Origin of the sequence: Mycoplasmopsis equigenitalium (assembly GCF_024498255.1) — a bacterium.
In the GTDB taxonomy this organism is placed as follows: domain Bacteria; phylum Bacillota_I; class Bacilli_A; order Mycoplasmatales; family Metamycoplasmataceae; genus Mycoplasma_H; species Mycoplasma_H equigenitalium.
Genome location: NZ_CP101808.1, coordinates 677806 through 697921, shown reverse-complemented (window position 1 = coordinate 697921; position 20116 = coordinate 677806). Strand labels below are relative to the sequence as shown.

14 protein-coding genes and 1 tRNA gene are annotated in these 20116 nt (G+C 28.8%); 8 read left to right on the top strand and 7 right to left on the bottom strand.

Annotated elements, in window-relative coordinates; genetic code table 4:
- Positions 1–117 precede the first annotated feature (117 nt).
- From NPA09_RS03130 to NPA09_RS03100, 7 genes are all read left to right on the top strand, one after another.
- A complete protein-coding gene (locus tag NPA09_RS03130) occupies positions 118–2253 on the top strand; it encodes a P68 family surface lipoprotein (RefSeq protein WP_129722940.1) in 2136 nt (711 codons plus the stop codon).
- A 65-nt stretch (positions 2254–2318) separates the two neighbouring features.
- Positions 2319–3524 carry a thermonuclease family protein gene (locus NPA09_RS03125; RefSeq protein ID WP_129722942.1) on the top strand — a complete coding sequence of 402 codons (1206 nt, stop codon included), beginning with the start codon at positions 2319–2321 and terminating at the stop codon, positions 3522–3524.
- A 12-nt stretch (positions 3525–3536) separates the two neighbouring features.
- The gene (locus NPA09_RS03120) at positions 3537–5636 is read left to right on the top strand and encodes an ATP-binding cassette domain-containing protein (RefSeq protein WP_129722944.1); all 2100 of its coding nucleotides are present in this window, start codon (positions 3537–3539) and stop codon (positions 5634–5636) included.
- Positions 5620–6693, top strand: coding sequence for a carbohydrate ABC transporter permease (locus NPA09_RS03115; RefSeq protein WP_129722946.1), 1074 nt, complete (start codon positions 5620–5622; stop codon positions 6691–6693). Before NPA09_RS03120 ends, NPA09_RS03115 begins: the two co-directional genes overlap by 17 nt.
- On the top strand, positions 6638–7612 hold the full coding sequence (locus NPA09_RS03110; RefSeq protein ID WP_129722948.1) for a carbohydrate ABC transporter permease: 975 nt from the start codon (positions 6638–6640) through the stop codon (positions 7610–7612). Before NPA09_RS03115 ends, NPA09_RS03110 begins: the two co-directional genes overlap by 56 nt.
- Positions 7613–7614: 2 nt before the next feature.
- Positions 7615–7893, top strand: a complete 279-nt coding sequence (locus NPA09_RS03105; protein WP_129722950.1) for a hypothetical protein — start codon at positions 7615–7617, stop codon at positions 7891–7893.
- Positions 7893–9125, top strand: coding sequence for a hypothetical protein (locus NPA09_RS03100; RefSeq protein ID WP_129722952.1), 1233 nt, complete (start codon positions 7893–7895; stop codon positions 9123–9125). Before NPA09_RS03105 ends, NPA09_RS03100 begins: the two co-directional genes overlap by 1 nt.
- 81 nt (positions 9126–9206) lie before the next feature.
- Here NPA09_RS03100 and NPA09_RS03095 read toward each other — a convergent pair whose 3' ends face one another.
- From NPA09_RS03095 to NPA09_RS03075, 5 genes are all read right to left on the bottom strand, one after another.
- The gene (locus tag NPA09_RS03095; RefSeq protein WP_129722954.1) at positions 9207–11129 is read right to left on the bottom strand and encodes an AAA family ATPase; all 1923 of its coding nucleotides are present in this window, start codon (positions 11127–11129) and stop codon (positions 9207–9209) included.
- Positions 11129–12121: a hypothetical protein gene (locus NPA09_RS03090; RefSeq protein WP_129722956.1), complete on the bottom strand. Its 993-nt coding sequence runs from the start codon at positions 12119–12121 to the stop codon at positions 11129–11131. The genes NPA09_RS03095 and NPA09_RS03090 overlap by 1 nt, the downstream gene beginning before the upstream one ends.
- A complete protein-coding gene (locus tag NPA09_RS03085) occupies positions 12121–14115 on the bottom strand; it encodes a hypothetical protein (RefSeq protein ID WP_129722958.1) in 1995 nt (664 codons plus the stop codon). The genes NPA09_RS03090 and NPA09_RS03085 overlap by 1 nt, the downstream gene beginning before the upstream one ends.
- On the bottom strand, positions 14099–17593 hold the full coding sequence (locus NPA09_RS03080) for an AAA domain-containing protein (protein ID WP_256541822.1): 3495 nt from the start codon (positions 17591–17593) through the stop codon (positions 14099–14101). The genes NPA09_RS03085 and NPA09_RS03080 overlap by 17 nt, the downstream gene beginning before the upstream one ends.
- Positions 17594–17805: 212 nt before the next feature.
- On the bottom strand, positions 17806–18096 hold the full coding sequence (locus NPA09_RS03075) for a hypothetical protein (protein WP_256541821.1): 291 nt from the start codon (positions 18094–18096) through the stop codon (positions 17806–17808).
- A 267-nt stretch (positions 18097–18363) separates the two neighbouring features.
- Here NPA09_RS03075 and NPA09_RS03070 point away from each other — a divergent pair.
- Positions 18364–18437 (top strand) — tRNA-Gly (locus NPA09_RS03070).
- Positions 18438–18479: 42 nt separating this feature from the next.
- Here the strand turns inward: NPA09_RS03070 and rsmG are convergent.
- Both rsmG and NPA09_RS03060 read right to left on the bottom strand, forming a co-directional pair.
- On the bottom strand, positions 18480–19142 hold the full coding sequence (gene rsmG / locus NPA09_RS03065; RefSeq protein ID WP_165036276.1) for a 16S rRNA (guanine(527)-N(7))-methyltransferase RsmG: 663 nt from the start codon (positions 19140–19142) through the stop codon (positions 18480–18482).
- Positions 19111–20100 carry a ribose-phosphate pyrophosphokinase gene (locus tag NPA09_RS03060; RefSeq protein WP_129723299.1) on the bottom strand — a complete coding sequence of 330 codons (990 nt, stop codon included), beginning with the start codon at positions 20098–20100 and terminating at the stop codon, positions 19111–19113. Before NPA09_RS03060 ends, rsmG begins: the two co-directional genes overlap by 32 nt.
- Positions 20101–20116 lie beyond the last annotated feature (16 nt).

Genomic DNA, 20116 nt, shown 5'->3' with positions numbered 1-20116 from the left:
TATGGCAAAAATTAGATAATATTTACCTTTTTCTAATAAAAAATAATTTTTCATATATAAATAGTGTAGATTAGCTTTCCTACAACGGCGTTAGAAAGCTAATTGAAAGGGGAAAAAATGAAAAAATCTAGAGTAATGCTTGGCTTTTTAGGCCTAGCATCTGCTGCATTTTCACTTGCAGCGATTAGTTGTGGTTCGAGCGAAGAACCAAAACCAAAACCAGATCCAAACGTTCCTAAAGGTGTAGCAAAACTTGCAAATGACAAGTTTGCTAGTAAACGTTTTGATCAAGAAAATGATGGAAAAATTGTTTTTGGTTCGACTTGATCAAGTCGTGATGTGCAATGAAAAGCATTTGAAGCCGTAATTAAGGTATACAACGAACAAATGAAAAATGAAAAAGGGTTCATGCCAGTTGAACTTAAATCAATCGCTGGTGGATACTCAGGGGGAACAACCGACGTTCAAAGTAAATTATCAGGTAAAGATGCTAAAGCGTTTTACAACCTTACTGCTAACTACGCACCAGTTCTTTCAATGTTAGCTGGTGAAGGGATGTTATTAAACTTTGACGATGATGATGAAACAGTTGCTGTTAAAAAAGATGTATTTTCTGATTCAGTAATGGTTTTAAATAGTAACACAACTAACATTGTAAATGATGGTATGTGAATGGTTCCCGCCTTCAAATCAACAACTGTTATGTCAGTTAACGCGCCAGTAATGAGTTACATTATTGAAGGTCTTGTATCAAAAGGGGCAAAAATTGATCCTGCATTTACAGAATACTACAACAACCTTAAAACACAAGGTGCAGCTGACCGTGCTGAAGTTGCTAAATTATGAGGTGCTGTAAAATCATCAATTGTTGCTGATGCTTACAAAGATTTAATAATTGGTTTTGACACATTCAGAATTTATAACCAATTAGTTGAATTTGCTAAAGTTGCGCAAGACACATTTGAAGAATCATCAAAAGGTGTTAACTCACAAGTTCACTTTTTAGGACTTGATGATGCAATCGGTTTCCTTGAAACCATTGCTTTTGCATCAGTTAATGCAAATCCAGATGAAAGCTTTACCAGAATGATTACTAAAGATAGTAACAGACAAGTTGACTTTTCACCATTCGCATCAACCGAAGCAACAGTTTATAAAAACTTTGCAAGTATGTTTGATAAATTAAAACCAATTATGGGTAACGGTGCCGTTGTTATTAACGGTAAAGGTGTTTATACATCAAATACATTTATCGAACACAAATTTGCACTTTGAGTTGGCTCAACTGCTGGTTACAAATACAACCGTGTTGATGCATCTGATGTATATAAATATGGAACAAACGAATACGAATTAGAAAGAATTGAAAAAGTTAGCGTTAGAAAAAAAGATAACTTAATTGGAATTGGGAAATATTCAAACCCAGTTAAGAAATTCGATATTGATAATAGTTCAATTAAGAAATACGACTATATAACAAAAGACGAAACCACATGAAATAATTTTGAAAGCAATAAAGCAGCTATTACCAGTAATTCTAAAATTTCTCTTGTTGACGCTGGTCAAGCAGCAGGTTTAGATGCTGAAATTAACGGCGATGCTAACATCGTTAAGTTAGGAGAAATTATTGCTGCTATAGGTGATGGTAAAAAAGAAGGCGATTCAAAAATCGCTTACTTAATTAAAGATATTACTGACAGCAAAATTAAAAAACTTGCAAAATCACAAAGTACAAAACGGGTAAACGATAATGAATTATTCATTTTACCTACAACTTCAAAATTAACTTCACAAGACGAAAAAGATGTTTTCTATGGTCAAGGTCCTTCGATTATGGGTATTCACGCCAACGATGCTGAAGACTATGCAACCAAAATGTTTATGAAATGATTAGTAACCGATAAGAAATACGACATCGGAAGCAAAACTCAAGTAGTTCCTACTCAATACATTTCAGAAGAAGCATCTTATATCTTCGCTAAAAAAGGTTTTGAAAACAACGACCTATCAAAAGCGAACATCTTCCTAAAACATGCTTATGATGTTTATACTAAAGTTTCAAAAGAACCAGAAAAATATGTTCTTTTTGAAGAATTAGGTGACGCACAAGGAAGCAAGTTCCGTGATAGTTTCAACGCTGCCTACGCAACCGTTTCAACCCACTATGCAAACGGTGAAGCAGCAAAAGTAACAACATACGAAGAAATGATTGTTAAAAAAGTTAAAGAATCTAACGGTACATTATTTAGCTAATTCAAAACCAAAAAATATGAAATGCCAAACCATTTCATATTTTTATACATCACTAAAGGAATAACATGAAAAGAAAAATATGATTATTAACTCCATTACCATTTACAGTTGCTGCAGTTGTTAGTTGTGCTACATCAAATACTTCAAGCAACAGTGAATTTTTAGGCGCATTTACACCAAAGTATGATGTAGAAAATGAAAGCGAAGGAATTGTTGAATTTACAAATGAGCAAAAAAGTATGATTGATGCCGAAATGAATGAGATCATTTCGCTTGATAAACTTAATTTACAATTTCACTCACCCCTTTCAATTAATTCGGTTTATTTAGATTTGCACGATCTTGTTAATCGTTTTTACTTAGTAAAAGTAAACGATGTTAAGTATATGATCGAGCTTTCACAGTTGCCAGTTAAGGATGACTTGCCTAGAGATGTTGCACTTGATGATACAATAAATCAATTTAATAATAAGCGTAGTTTGATTTTCAAGTTTCACACACTAGATAAAAAAGTAGTTATTAATTACACATATCGGTTAGAAACCGATATTCAAATGAAATTTACATTGCGACCAAAACAACTTAATCCTTCTTTATCGCTTGATGATCCCAATATTCAAAAGATTAATGTTGATTGAGTAAATATCAATAACTGATTTGAAGGTGAAATTGTTAGATGAAAAGATGGAGACACGGCCGAAGTTAAAGTTTTAAGTATACAGCCAGGTGTGAGTGATATTAATGTTGGCGAAACTTATACAATTCGTTTAGCAGGAATTGACACACCAGAAAAAGGTGTTGGTTCCGGTGCTGATTATAAAAAATCACCTAAATGAGAACATCAATTTGCTGAGTTAGCAACCAAATTTGCCGTGAATACTTTACCTTCGAAAACTGTTGTTCGACTTTTCCTTGATGGTAAAGGTGTTGATAAATTTAATCGTATCCCTGCTGACATTTTCTTTGGTAAAGATTTTAATATTTCATATAACACTGAAATTGTTAGAAATGGTTGATGTTTACCATTTAGTGGTGGTAACAAGTCTGAAAATACAATTAAAGGAACTTTGAAATATTACACATTTTTTGAAATGGCTAAGGCAATGAAATTTGCAAAAGAAAATCGCTTAGGTCTATTTCAAGATTTTGCTAATGAAAAAACGATCGCAACCAAAGTATATTTAACTAGAAGTAATACTGGTTACCATACTTTTATGGAAGAAGACGAAGACTTAATTTATAAATATAAAGATAAGATGTATCCAAACTAGAAAAGGAATAATATGATTTGACTAAATAGATTAAAAAACTGAATTATAAAGCAAGTAATTCGTCCCAATGAAGAAGATAACAAAGAGTTGGAAAGAATTAACGCTAAAATCGAAGACAATAGCCAAAGCAATGAACAAATTCCTGCTATTGAACTTAAAAATGTTTCGATTGATTTTGGTGAAACATTAGCAGTTGATGATGTAAGTTTTAAGATTCCGCAAGGTAAACTTGTAACACTGCTAGGACCTAGTGGTAGTGGTAAAACGACAACCCTTAATGCTATTTCAGGCTTGTTAACAATTACAGGTGGTAAGGTATTTTTCAATGGTAAGGATGTAACCAAACTTTCACCACAAAGAAGAAAGCTAGGTTTTGTTTTTCAAAACTACGCCCTTTATCCACATATGAGTGTTTACGATAATATTGCCTTTCCACTTAAAAATGATGAAGATTGACAAAATAATATTCGTATAAAAAGACAGTATGCAGAACTTAAAATTGCTATGATTTATCTAAAACATTTAGGTGCTACAAAACAAGAATTAGAATCGTTAGAAAGATTATTTACGCTATATAAAAAAGTTGGGCGAATAACTGATATTGAATATTCAAATTTCATCTCTGAACTTAAATATGATTACGAAACTGCTTTGACAAATTACAAAATTAGTAAAGTTCGTTTTCAAACCGAATTAGGTTTGAATTCGAAAGATAGTATTACTAAAATTGAAGGTTTTAAAAACGAACGTAAAAAGCTTTTAAATAAACTACAAGAAGAGTGAGATGTACAAGTTGCTTTAGGGATGCAAAATAGTTTAGCAACCTCAAGTTCAGCGTTAAACTCAATAGATAAATCACTTTTAAAATGTACGAAATTAACAAATGAAGAGATAGAACAACGTTTAAATTTGCTTACTAAATTACAAAAAGAATTAAGTAATTTTAATTATTTAAATCACAATTGCACTGTTAATAAAAAAGCGGTTGATTTATTGTACCAAGTTAATATCACAATTCAATTTTATCTTCATCAAAAAAACCAACAAGAAATCACTGAAAAATATCGTGAATTAATAAAACAGAAAAAACAAGAACTCAATGAAAAACGTTCAATTTACAAAGAAAAAAGCAGAAATAATGTTCAGAAAAAACGTCTTAAAAGAAACTATAAATATTTAACAATGTTTGCTTGAAAAAGACACGATGATGAATTCAATTTAATTGCCACAAAATATAATTTGAAAAACGCATTAAAAAACAAAACCCTAGCAAATGTATTAACTGAAGAAGAAAAGAAAACAATTGAAGAGTTAGTTGAGAAATTTGTTATTAGTGTTCGTAAGGCGATTCATAAAGAAGTTATGGAAGTTGCTCACAGAGTTGAGATTGAACGTAATTTACAAAAGAAACCAACCAAGTTATCAGGTGGTCAACAACAACGGGTAGCAATTGCGCGGGCAATTGTTAAAAAACCACAAATTTTATTAATGGACGAACCCCTTTCTAACCTTGATGCTAAATTAAGAATTTCAACTCGTCAATGAATTCGTGAAATTCAACAAAGCCTTGGTATTACAACTGTTTTTGTTACCCACGACCAAGAAGAGGCAATGTCGATTAGTGATATCGTTGTCTGTATGTCGATGGCGCAAGTGCAACAAATTGGGGCGCCAATGGAGTTATATAACAGACCTGCTAACTTATTTGTTGCAAAGTTTTTAGGAATGCCTGAAATGGGTATTTTACCTGGTATTTATGAAAATGGAAAACTTAAGATTTTAAGTAATGAATTTGATAATTTTGAATTTAGCGGATTAAAGGAAAATACACCCCTTCTAATCGGAACACGTGCTGAAGATTATGAAGTTAAAAAGACTAAACAAAAAGCGACTCTTTTTGGTGTGGTTAAGGCAATTGAAAATCTTGGTAAAGAAAGTAAACTAATTGTTAAAATGGAAACCAAGTTTGGTGACTATGATCTTAACTTTTTGGTTGATAATGATTTACATTACAAAATTAATGATGAAATTTTCTTTAGTTTACCATTAAACAAACTTCACATTTTTGAAAAAGATTCAGGAGAAAGGGTGCGCTATGAAATTAAAAAATAGTTTTCTTTCCACTTTTACAAGTAATAAACTTTTTCATAATTTAGCTGTTAAAAAACAAGCAACAAACAAAGAAGAAGCGTTAGCTGGTTCAATTGTTGATAAAAGAACACCAATCTGGAAACCAATCACAATGTTGATTCCAACATTTGTTATTCTTGGTTTATTCACCATTATGCCGCTATTTTTCAACCTATATTATGCTTTCTTCAAGGAAACATATTTTAGCGATGGTTCAAAAAAAGTGGAATTTACATTTGAAGCATTTGTTGATTTATTTACTAAAGAGCCAACATTTGCTGTCGGAATTCGTAATTCATTAATGTATGCGTTGATTATCTTACCGTTAGAAATCGGAATTTCTCTTGTGATTTCATCAGCAATCTCGACACTAGTTAGAAAACGAGCAAAAGGATTTTGACAAACAGTTTTCTTTCTTCCTTATATTACAAACATTGTTGCTATATCGCTTACATTCACGCAAATCTTTAGTACAAATGGAATGTTCAATAGCATTATTGGTAGAAAAGTAACTTGATTAGAATCTGGTGATATGTATGGCTTCAAACCATTGTTAGTTATGATTACGCAAGGGATTTGATCGAGTTTGGCTTTTAACATTTTACTGTTAACAACAGCAATGTTATCGGTTGATAAAAACCTTTATCGCTCTGCTTCAATTGATGGAATTGGTGGAACAAAACAGTTTTTTAACATTACCCTTCCTTCAATTCGTGGCACGACAAGATTCTTAATTACAATGAGCATTATTAGTGGAATTAAGGTTTTCCCACTTGCATTATTTAACAATGATGTAGCCGAAGCAACAGGAAACGGTGCTTCAACATTAATGTTATTTGTGTATGGACGTACTGGTATTGGTGATTTTAGAATGGCAGCATCATCAGCAATTAGTTTATTTATTATTGGTGTTAGCTTTTCAATTATTGTCCGGGGCGGATTTCAAGCCATTATTAGAGCAACGAACAATTTAGGAGAATATCATGTTTGAAAGAAAATTAAAAATTCAAGAGTGATTAACAAAGCGCAAATTAAATAGAAATAGAGATAAAACCGGACAACAAGTACGCGAGTCATCGGCAATCTATTTGGTGACGGTTGCGTTTCTTAAAATGTTTGTTTTATGCTTTTTTGGTTTAATTATTTTTTTCCCCTTTGCTTTTATGATTTTAGTGGCAATTATGCCCGATTTACAAGCTAATAAATTAAATGCTGAGTTTATTATTATTCCCGAATCGGTAAATTTCAATAATTTTACTCGTGCTTTTGACTCGAGTTATTGACAATCATTATTATTAACATTCTTAAATGTTTTGATTTCGATTGTTTCAAAAATCTTTGTCGTTATGCTAGCGGGTTATGCCTTTTCACTTAAAAAATGATGAGGTAAAGAATTTCTTTGGGGTGTTTTTATTGCTTTACTTGTGCTACCAGAGGTAGCATTAATGACGGGTCAGTATAAAGTAGCGCTTTTACTAGAACAAAACATTCCTGGTGTTGATTTTAGAAAAACATTTGTCGGAGTTTTAGCAATTATTGCCTTACCATTTATGGCATCAATTTTTAACGCACTAATGTATCGTAATGCCTTTTCTTCAATCCCAAAACGAATTAAAGAAGTTTCAACGGTTGATGGGGCAAGTGGTGCAACCTACCTATTTAAAATTGCAATGCCAATGGTGCGGCCAATCACACTTACAATTGTGATTTTAACCGCCTTAGCAGCTTGAAACAGTTATCTTTGACCTGCTTTAATTGCTGGTGGTGATTATAAAATTATGTCAGTATGATTGTTTGGTGTTGGTCGTCTTGAACTTGATGGTATTGATCGAATTATGCAAAACGTGAAAATGGCTGGTGCAATTATCGCCATTTTCCCAATGTTCTTGTTCTACTTTATTTTTAGAAAAAGAATTATGAATGCTGTATCAAACCAAGGGAGTGCAATTAAGGGGTAAAGATGAAAAAAGGAATCAAAGTCCAAACAGTTGTTTGAGCATTTATGTTGTTGGCAAGTATTGGAATTATTATTTTCTCTACAATTATGATTATTAATTGTCAGGAAACAATTAAGATTTCAGAACTTGTTGATATTGATGATAGTTATATTTTTAAGGCTAAAGCTGGTGTAGCGTATGGAATTGGTTTAATTTTCTTTTCGCTTGTTATTTTTATCATTGGATTATATGTAACTGCAGCTGGTATTAAATCATGAAAATATAAGACACAGGAGGAATAATGGCTAAAACAACAAAACTTAAATTATTATTACTGTCATCATTAGCACTAACACCTGTTTTAGCAAATTCGTGTATTTTGAAACTTGATGAAAATTTACTAGCCGCACGCAAATTTGCTAATGACAATTATTTTATTAATTTACCTAAATTTGAAGAAGTAAATAAAGATGCAACCCCACAACAAATTATTCTGTCACAGGACATCTTAAAAAGTAAATTTTTATTAGTCAAAGAAGAATTTGCCAAAGTACAATTTAAAAAGTGAGGAGCAAACGACAAAAACGTTGAGACTATGAGTTTTGAAGACGTTTTTGAAGTTTATAACCACTATTTAAAACAAACTCCATACTCAATTAATTTGTACGAAAACTATGACAAACTTTTTACAAAGAATAGCCAAGGAATAACTAGTGTCGGTGACTTTGATATCGCCTTGCCTTCAAATGATGTTATTTTCAACTATTATTTTTACAAAGTTCGAAAACTATTAGATAAAGTTGAAGATTTTGATATTGCGTACAAAAAATTAATGAAACAACTAGTTGCCTGAAGAATAACCATTAATAACAAACAAAAGCAAGGGATGATGTGAGCACTAAGTCCAATTCAGTTAACAAGAAACTTGAAAGACGCAACATCAAATTCACCAACTGATGGAACTAGTCTTTTTAAGGAAGTTATTACCGACGAAAATTTACTTGAAGAGTTTGCTAATGATCCTGAAAAATTCATAGTAGATCATAAAGATTTATTAGTTGATATCGAAGCAATTAAAAATTCTGATGTCCAAAAGAGTTTGAGACGTCTTATATCAGTTAATATTAAAAATTTCGGTGCTTCACAACGTGAAGTTTTAAGATTAGTAGCCAATTTATTATTTATTAATGGATTTAGTAAAATGCAAGTTTCGTATGCAATTGATACAACAAAAAAAGAACTATATTACTTTTTAGAGGCATTTAATAAAACTGCAAATTCATGAGTTATTTATGATGTTCAACAACATATTGAATTATTAAAAACAGATCCTAATGCTGAACTTAAGTTTTTGACAGCGTTACCTTCAAATTGAAAACGAATTGTTGTTAGTTTAGATAGTAGTAGCGATAATTATTTTGCCACTGTTTTGCCAACATATTATTTTGGTGACACGCCTACACAAAAGAAAGAAAATGCTAAAAAACTAGCCGAATCCTCAAAACGTGTTTACGAAAATTCGATGATAAAATAATAAACACAATTAAGCAGCAAATCAAGAAAATATCAACGTTTTTCGTTGATATTTTTTAATTTACGTATTTTCAAATTAGTCTTAATTTAAAACAAATTTTAATTCTTTTTTACCACTTACTTCTTTGTATTCATAATTTATTTTTACTATCTCGTTTTCATCTTTTAATTTAGATTCGATTTCTGGATATTTCCCAAAAATAAATGATGATAATGGATCAATAAAGTATGTTTCCAAGGTTGTGACTAGTCCTCTCCCGCCTAAACTACTATCATATTTTTTAATGATTTGTTTATATAATTCTTTTTCATCGCCAACATCTGTATGATTGATAATGTATCTTTTCTCTTTTAGCATTTTAATAACTTTATTGAGTTTATGTTTAATAATGTTTGTACAAATTTCTACATCTTTTTCTGTTATAGGATTAAAAGGAATAATATTTTTAATTCCAATTCTGTTTAATATTTCAGGTCTTTTTAATTCGTTATTAAAGTAGTTAATAACCTCTTTTTTAAAGTGTTTTCTTGCCCCTTCTTTGTCGTTGATATCTTTGATATTATTTGCGCCTATATTAGAAGTAAAAACAATAAATGTTTCAGAGAAATTAACTAATTCTCCTTTAGATGATGTTAATCTACCATCTTCTAAAATTTGTAAAAACTTATCAAGAATTTTTCCGTTTGCCTTTTCAATTTCGTCAAACAATAAAATAGAAAACGGCTTTTCTAATACAGCATTAGTTAATTGGCCACCAGCCTCGTACCCAACATATCCGGGAGCAGAACCGATAAGTTTTTGATCTGACTCTTCATGGTTGTATTCCGACATATCAAATCTTATAATTTTATTTTCATCCCCAAATACAAACTCGCTTAAAGTCTTTACTATTTCGGTTTTTCCGACACCAGTTGGACCTGCCAAAAATAGAATCCCACGTGGTTTGTTAACATAATCTGCAGATTGTGCTGCGCCCTGCAATCCTACAAAAGATCTAATAAGGGTGTTTTTAATTGCTTTAATCGCCTCATCTTGTCCTTGAATTCTCTTTTTAAATTCATTTTCTAGCTTAGCAATTTTGTCATATTCAATATTTTCTCATTCGGATTCCTTTTTGTCAAAATTTACTAATCTATATAAGTCTTTAAAGTTATTTATTCTTTTTTCTTGTGTGCTATTGTTAAACATTAATACCTTAATAAATTGTAATATTTCTCTAAATGACATATCATCTGTTATCGATACAGCCTGTTCAAAAACATCTCCTTCTTCGTAAAAATCCGGGATAAATTTTTCAATAATATTTTTCATCTTTTTAAAAAATATTTTTCTTTCTTCTTTATTTGGTTTGGGAATATTTATATATTGAACTTCTTCATTGTTTTTTAGAGCAATTGAAGAGAAAATTTCAGTGTTTTTTGTTATGAAAATTAATTTTATTTTTGAGTGTAGATAATGTAAGGTTTTTTGACTATAAAAGTTTGTAAAAAGTCCAATAACTTTAGCAATTTGATTTAATGTTGTTTCTTGATTCTTATCACTAAAAATAAATTCGGATAAATCAATAATAAAGGCGGTTCGTGTGTTCATAACTGATTCAGAATTTTCCAAAATCACATTCATTTTCTGTGCTATTGTATCTATAAACTCATTAAATGTTTTTTCTCCTTGTTGCCCTGAAGAAAAAACGTCTTCAACATCATCTTCATTATCATCCTCATTTGCTAATGTAGATATTTTTATTTCCCCTTCATCAACTATAGCGTTTGTGAACGACGGAGAGTAATAATATAAATCGTTATATTTTTCATTGTGTAGCAATATTGTTAAATATTCCGCTAAATTTATATAGTTATTAGGTTCTAGTTTTTTGTTTTCGTATTTAATTGGCAAGTCGAATAGATTGGGGTATGTAAAATCCTGAGTATTCCCTTTTAAAATTAGGATATTTTTTATGTTGAGTTTTATTTTTAATTGGTCTCTGATTGTTTTTATAAAAGACATTATTTTTTCTCCTTAGTATTTATTTTTGAAATGCTTTTGTAAAGCGGTTTGGCGTTTGAAAATTCTCTAATTATTTGTTTTTGTCTAATTTGAATGTTCCGTTTTTCAAGAAATTCTCATAATTTTTTGCTTGTTTCTTCGCAACAATGCTCCTTATAATCCCCAATTTTGTATTCTATTTTTAATTCTTCGCTAATTTTTAAATCAAACGATTCATTTTTTTGGTTTTTAAAATGATAAACGAAATACATCTGCCCAGACTCATCTATTTTTCTTTCTATTTTTCTTTCCTTAACAAGATAGTATCCACGTATTTTCGATAAACCCTCAGCGACAACTTTTTCCAATTCCTTCATTTTTTTATATGAAAATTCTTTCGAACCAATAAAAATATTAAAATCATTTAATTCTTGATAGGTTTTTAATGATAACACTTTATTTTTAAAATAGAATTTTAAATCCGGTAGTCCACTAAATTTATTTTCTATTTTTTTGTTGATTTCAAATAAAATTTTTTCACGAAATTCACTTGCACATTTTTTATTGAGTATTTCATCAATTATTGTCCCAATATTTTCATCATTTATTAATAGTTGCTTATTCTTTATTATTTCTAAAGCATCAGATACTAACAAACCGTATTTATCTATTCATTCATTTATGCTGAAACTTTTATTAGAATATTCAAAGTTTGAATATAAATCCGAATTTGTAATTGTTGATATAAAATTTGTAATTTTCTTAATTAATTCGTCTTTGTATTTTTGTAGTACAAAGGATGCATCTTCATTTGAATTTATTGTCAGTTTTTGGTCTTTTGTCTGCTCGATTTTTGATAGTTCTAAAATTTTAGTATTTAAAAATTTCTCAATCCCCTTGTTTTTATCAATGTTAAGGTTTTTAATTTTTTTTATTGCATCTTGGCATATTAATGAAATTTCATTCTTGTCATAATCTGTTAAGGTAACAGATATACGCATCGTATGAGACATTATTTCTCCTTTCTTTTTTGTTTTTCATAACTAGCAATGATATTTTTAATATTTTCTAATATTTTTTTTAACTCTTCATATTTCTTTTTTGCTTCTTCATAATCCCACATATTTACATTGTTTTTTGGGTTGTTTTGGTTGTGGGAAATATCATTCCTGATTTTTCTAAGTTTGTGTAAGTCATTTTTTTCTTTATTACTTAAATTAGCACTATCTATTTTTTCAGACATATCTTTTCCTTTGCGATCTTTCAAAGCGCCTTCAACAACTTTAAACATTTCTAGCGCTTCATCTTTATAGGATTTTTTTAGTTCTTTAAGGTCATTCATTTTGATCGCCTCTCTCTTCTCTAGTATTTGCTCCATCTCCCTTACCTTAAAGCCATATAATTCTCTTTCTATTTTTGAATTTAAACTATTAATTTTAATATCTAGCTTTTGTAAATCATTTGTTTCGAGTTGTAACGCTTTTGAAATTTCAGATTTTATTGATTCATATGATTTATATAGATTTGTATTTTTTAGCTGTTCAACCGTATCTTTCGAGTCAAAACTAAAATAATAGATATTTAATATGTCTATAAACATATTTATATTCAATTTTTCTACAAGTGCAATATTTTTAAAAATAATTGTTTTGACATTATCGTTTGTTTTGTTGTTATGTATAAGGTTTTTTGTAATGTCTAAAAACGGAACATATAATAATTTATCAAACCCATTTTCAAAATATTTAATAGGATTTAAATGGTCTACAAACTTTGCTCTGTCATATTTTTTGTTTTCGTCTAATTCGTTTATAACAATATGTAGTTCTTTAAGAGAGAATGTATTAATATCATCGTAAATTCTTTTTATTATGAATGATGTGAGATTGTGATCGTTAATATCTAAAATTTTGCTTAAAAAATTATTACTTAAATTTTTGGCTCAAATATTGTAATATTTTTCGTAAATTTCACTTTTTTCATCTTCAGTATTCGGTACAAGAATGATTGTAGATCTATGATTTTCAATTTTCGTAGCCTCGTTTTCTATTATTAAATTAAATGTTTGTTTATATATGCTGTGCCATTTACCTTCAAAGTAGATGAATTCATCATTTTGAAAAAAATTTCTTATTTGCTCTAATTTTTCATTTATTTTGTTAAATTTTTCGTTATATACAAATAAATCATCTATATCTAAACGGGAATCTAAAGGAACCTCAACAAGTTTTTTGAGCGATTCATCATCAAAGTTCGTTAAAATTTGTTTATTTAATTGTTTTACAATAAAATTGTATTTTTCAATATTTTCGCTAATTTCTTTACAAAGAATTTCACTAGCAACATCACCATAGGATAATATAATGTTATTTTTATTAGCATCAAAATTTAAAACAAAGGAAATTTCTTTTTCTAAGAATACAATTTTTGCTTCAATGAGTTTTGAATCAAACAATTCTCTGTTTTTTTCAATACATTTATTTTCAATAACTTCGTTATATGACTCTAGAATTTCCTTGTTTGAGGCAGAGTTTGGGAATTTATCATTTATTTTTTCGTCTTCGTATTTAGTATTAATAACAGGTTTTGTTCTCGGTTCGTTTTTTATTTTATCTGAAATAGGGGATTTATAGAAGTATATGTTCTCTTGAATCGTCTCTTTTTTAATGCCTCTTGTATTTGAGTTTTTAAAACGTTTTAATATTAAGGGGTGTAACTCTACATTACCGATCATTAATTCTTCAAGATTAATTTCTGGATTATTATTTTTAATAAATTCTAATTCAAACAAATCCTGAATTCTTTTAATAATAAAATTATTGAATTTTTCGTTTAATCCGAATTTTTTCATAATTAACTCAAAAAACAATGAATCTTTTTGTTCTAAATTTTCATACAAAGTGCACAAAATGAAAAAATCTAGTTCTTCAAATTCGCTATCTTTAGATTCGATATATCTTATATGGTATTGAATAAAAGGTAGCGCAATCTTAAATAACTTCTTCATATATATCTTCTCCTTCAATCAGTTCGATTCCCTCTTGTTTTTTCTGTCAATGGTCGATGTATTTAATTAGTAATTTATTTTCCTTAAAATCATTACGTATATCGTCATAGTAGTCAAAAGCCCCAATCAAAAACAGCAAATTTTTTGTTCGTGATGCGGCTACATTTATTCTCTCTTCTTCAGCAAGAAAAGAAATATTTCTTTTACCAACTTCAAACGATGTACCGTTAAATTTATTTTTAGATCTAACAAAATCAACAATTATAATTTCTTTTTCTTTACCTTGGAAGTTATCTATTGTATCGATTTTTATATTTAAGTTTTTTAATTCTTTGTTTTTATTAATTAAATGTCTTACTATTATTTTTTGTGAAAGCGTTAGGCAAATAACACCTATCTTTCCGGTAAGTTTTTCAGGTGCATTTTCATATACCAATTTTTCAAGAATTTTGATAACTATGAACGCGTTATATTGATTAAATAATGATGAAAATGCTATATTTAAATCTTTAAATTCATCAATTTTTTTTAATAAACTAGTTTGGTCAAAAGCTTCATCGGTTTTCGTTTCCATTTTAATTGTACTAATGTATCTATGAGATAATCTAGTTGTATCTATAACGAAAATCTTCTGATCTTCATCTTTAGTAAATTTAAAAGTATCAAAATCTGAACGATCTTTCCCGTTTTCAAGTTTTTCGTCATTATCATAAAAATTATTAACTAAATTTTGAATCGTTGGGTTAAAGCGATATTGTTTGTTTAGAAAGCTATAAACCATAGATTTTTTATCTTTCTGCTTTTTAATTTTTTTGATTTGATTTTTGAAAAATGGTGTCGTGAATGTTTTATCAATTACCTCACAAAATTTTCTACAATTATTTTCAGATTCACTATTTTCGAAATCTATATTAAAAAGTTCTTTAAAATTATTTTTATAGACATCAATTTCATTATTTTCAATTTGCCCATTTTTGATTAGATTTTTAATTTTGTTTTCAATTGAATTAAAAATATTTTTTAAAAAATCGTCCGTTTTAAATTCTGAGGTTGGGGGCAATTGTTTATAATCCCCGCACATTATAAATTTATGTGAAATATTTATTCTCGCCAAAACTTCAGGAGTGTTTGATTTAGACGATTCATCCATAATAACAGTGTCGATAGGGTAATCAAACCAAATATCTTTGGGTTCGTTTGTTGTTAACTCTAGTTTTGTCTCAGCAGTAGTGGTATATGCCAAAACGTTTATCAAATTATTTTCTTCAATGTATTCTTTAAATTCATAATTTTTTTCATCGTTTATTTTTTCATTTGAAGTAAAATTTTCCAACAATTTATTGTTAGTATCAGGTAAGTGTTTTAATGCTTCCTCAAGGTATTTATATATACCATCTTTATCAAAAAAAACGATACCCTTTGTTTTAAAAATTTTACACAATGTTTCAATTAAGGTGTTTCCCTTGTCTCGAAAATTACTGATAATAGCTTCGTTATCTTTATATTTATTAACGTTTCAATAACTTTTATAAAGTTCATTATTTACAAACTTATCGAAAGTAAAATTAAGAGTTTCATTGTCTTTATCATATTCCCGATGCTTGGCACAGTCGTACAGAATTTCAGATATTTTTTTATTAGTAACTTTGCAAATATCAGCGTTTTTAATATTGTATATTTTATTTCATACAACATATGGAATGTAATTTTTACTTTGATTAGGAAGGAAAATATCTTCCAAAGAATTTTTTGCGTTCAAAATATCAGATTTTTGCAATTCTTTTCTATTTGTATCTTTGTTTAAGAGTTTGTTTTTGATTTTAATTAAAAAGTTTTTATATAAATTATCAACATTAAAAATATTTGTATCTTTTTCGTCGCTATTAATTTTTCGTGATTTTTTGTAAATTATAATATTAGGATCATCTTGATTTTCGTTATTAAATCTTTCCAAACAATTGTTAATTGCTTCATGAGTGGATGAAACGATTAAAACATTAGAATTATTATTTACAAAATGTTGAATCGTAGCACAAATGGTTTGTGTTTTTCCTGTTCCGGGAGGTCCTTGTAAGTAAAAAGTGTTGTTAGTGGAAATCATTCCTCTAACTGCTTCATATTGTTTATCATTTAATTTTCATTTTTCTTTGATATCATCACTTAACTCAGCTTTAAATTCTAGTAAAGACGGGTTTAGTAAAGAGGGAAACATTAAGGGGTTGCGAACATAACCTTGCTTTGCGTTTTCAATTGCAAATTTATATCTTTTTAATTTAGCTACCAAACCGGGGTCGTATATAGCTGCATTTAAAATATCTGGTCTATTTTCATCGACAAATAATGGAGTTAAAGTGTAAGGGAAAAAATCATTTTCTTGGTTTTTATTATTTGCATTTACTTCTATCATAGATATTTGATAGAAAAAACACTTGTCTTCATTAACGATTGTTTTAAAATATTTTTCACGCCCTTCTTTTATTTTTTTTATAGAATTCAATTCCTTTTCGAGCATAGAAATATTGTCATTTTTTGATTTAATTTTGTTATCGTTATCAATAATTTTATTTTGAAGACTTTCAACAATAGAATTATTGCTGTCAATTTCATCCTGAATTGCTTTTTTATTATTTTCGTTCTCTTGTAGTTTAATCTTGATTTCATTTTCTTGAGACGACAAATCTTGTTTTTTATTAGTTAATTCATTAATTTTTGGTTTGTCATTTTTTTGGTTAGGATTTTTGATTTTGTTTTTTTTATCATTCTTCTTATTTTTCAGTTCTTCTTTTTGATAGTTTTTGATATTTTGTTCTATTCCCTTTTTTTCTTTATTTATGTTTTCTAAATCACTTGTTAAATCATCTATTTTGCTTTGTATGGAATTCACGCGGTATTTCAGAGAGCTGATATCATTATTTTTTTTCTCAATTTCTATATTCAATTCAGTATTTGTTGATTGAAAAGATGAAATCTCTTCATTTTCAGATTTTATTTTTTTCTCAACTTCTTTACTTTTATTGGTTATTTCGTATAATAATTCATCAAGTTTTATTTCTCGATTTTTTAAAGAAATAGTTCATTTTTGGAATACATCTCCATTATCTGTTTCTGCCTTATAAACTTTAACTTCTTTTTTGTTATTGTTGTTGTTTAATCTATTTGTAACCACCATCACCAGGTCTTCATATCCTTCTGACGAAATTTTTAATCTTCCTTTTTCATCCTCTATAAGCTCTTGTTTAAATTTGCGATTTAGAGAATTATTAAATATTTTTTCCTCATTATTAGAGCTATCTTTTTGATTAAAATCTATATATGAAAAAAAACTATCGAAAACCTTTAATTCACTTGCGGGGTCTGAAAATGTTTCTTTTGATATAGTGGGCAAGTAGTCATTTTTTTCTATTCATCCTTGAATATTTGTCATTTCGTTTTTTTCTACAAATTTGACTTTAAAGCTTGGACCTAGATAATTTGGCAATGAAGTTTTATAATGAGTATTCGAAAATTCAATTCTTGTAATATCTCAATTAATTGAAACATTGTTCTGGGCTGTTTTCTTAAAAATAAAATTAATTGTAAAAAATATGGTTATAGTGTTTTTATTAATGCCATTTATATATTTGTTATTTTTATTTCTACCAATAATAGCAACATTTTTTATTTTTCAACTAGATTTTTTATTTTCATTTTTTATATTTTTTTAAATAAATTTTTTATATTTTTATTTCCAATATATTGATTAAACACTAATTTGTGTTCATCTAATTTTTCGAATTCATTTAAAAGATTTTTAACTGTTACATTAAAGTTTTTAATGTTATTGTATACTCGTGATAATTGTGGTTTCAAAATATCTTTTAATGTCATCTCGGTGTCTGAAAAAAATTTATTTGACGATGTTTTTAGGTCAGCTAGCAAAACTTTTTCTTCTAAATCTACATTTCCATTTTGTAGACAATTTATTTTCAATTCTTCGTGCATCTAAGCCCTCCAATTTTATCTATTATTACAATTATTATATATATATATATATATATATATATATGGTTAAAAAAAACAAAAAAAAATTTTTTGTAAATTATAAGTAAATGTGTTTTGCAAAAATTGCTCTAAACAAATTAAATGAAAAATCAATACAAAATCAACGTTTTTTATTGATTTTCTCAATTTTATTTTTTATTAAATTAATGTAAAAAGATTAATTTTATATCAAATATTATTTTTTATGTGTAAAATATTATTACTTGTGCAAATGTAGTTCAATGGTAGAACATTAGCTTGCCATGCTAAATACGGGAGTTCGATTCTCCTCATTTGCTCCATTTCATTTATTTGACCAAAAAACCACCTCAAATAAGGTGGTTTTAATATTTCAAAATTTTACTTCACATTCAAGGAAAATCGTTAGGTGTTTTGAGTGTTTTTTGATAACAAATAATATTAAGATTCTTTTCTGTTTCCGATAATTGCTTTTGACTAATTTTTAGTTTTAAAAAGTCTATTGCTTTTTTTGCCTCGGTAATTTCCTTGTTAACATTTTGTCCCTTTACAAAACAAAAACGAGCATCATTTTTGCCTAAGTGATAAGTGCTTAAAATTAAGTTTTTAAGTGATGTAACAGCACGTGCTGTTATGATGTTAAAACTATCTTTGTGCACAAATTCTTCAGCACGCAAAGAATGAACTTTTATGTTAAGTTCTAGGGTTTTAGCCACTTCTTTTAAGAACTTGACTCGTTTTAACATTGGTTCCAAAATTGTTAATTTTAATTCAGGATGACAAATTAAGAAAGGAACGCAAGGGAATCCAGCACCGCTGCCAATATCAACTCAGTCATCATCTTTTTGAATGTCGATTTTTTCTAGGAATTTAATTGATTCGTAAATTCCATCTTTCCATAAAATATCACTAGTAAATCCAGTTAAGTTCATTGATAAATTATGTTCTTCAATTAGTTCGGTGTACTTTTTTAATTTAGGATATGCCTTAGGATAATTAATGGCGATTTGCTCTTCAAAGGTTTTCAATATCATCCTTAATATTGGCGTAAACTTTACTTACACTACTATTGGTCGAGTTAGCTTTAATAACATCAGAAATAAATTGATCAAGACTCACAATTTCTAGTTTTTTGTATTTTTTAGCAAGGTCGCTGCGATCAAGTGAATCGGTAATAATAACTTTATCTACATAATCAGCATCTTCGAACAAATCAAAGCCTCTTGAAAAAATACCGTGAGTTGCAGCAATAATAACTTTTTTAGCCCCGTTTTCTTTTACCAATTTAGCAGCTTTAAGAATGGTGCCACCAGTGTCGATAATATCATCAACAATAACAGCTGTATTTTTATTGATTGCTCCAATTAACCCCATTGTTTCTGTTTGGTTAGGGCCAGTGCGACGTTTGTCAATAATTGAAATTTCAATGTTGTGTGAAATTAAGTCAGCAAGAACTCTTGCCCGCACAGTTCCACCGTGATCTGGCGAAACAACTGAAACATCACGGTCTTCTTTTAAGATTCTTCTTGCTAGCACAAATTGTGCGCGAAGATCGTCTACTGGAATATCGAAGAACCCTTGAATTGATGGGTTGTGTAAATCGATAGTAATAATTTTGGTAGCTCCTGCTGTTTCAAGTAAGTTAGCAATTAACTTGGCGCCGATTGGTTGGCGTCCTGAGTCCTTGCGGTCTTGGCGAGCGTAACCATAATAAGTTAAGACAACGTTAATTGATTTGGCGCTTGCACGTTTTAGCGAGTCAATAAAAATTAATAACTCCATTACATTTTCGTTAACTGGCGTGCCGGTGTTAGCGACAATAAAAACATCGCGGTTGCGAACGGTGCATTCTGATAGCAACATTTTTTCGCCATCGGCGAAAACTGTTTTTTTAATATTTGACTGTGTTACACCAAGTTTTTTAGCTATTTTAGCTCCTAATTTTTCTGAATTGTCAAGGCAAAAAAGCATAATATTATTTTTCATTTCATTCTCCCTCATA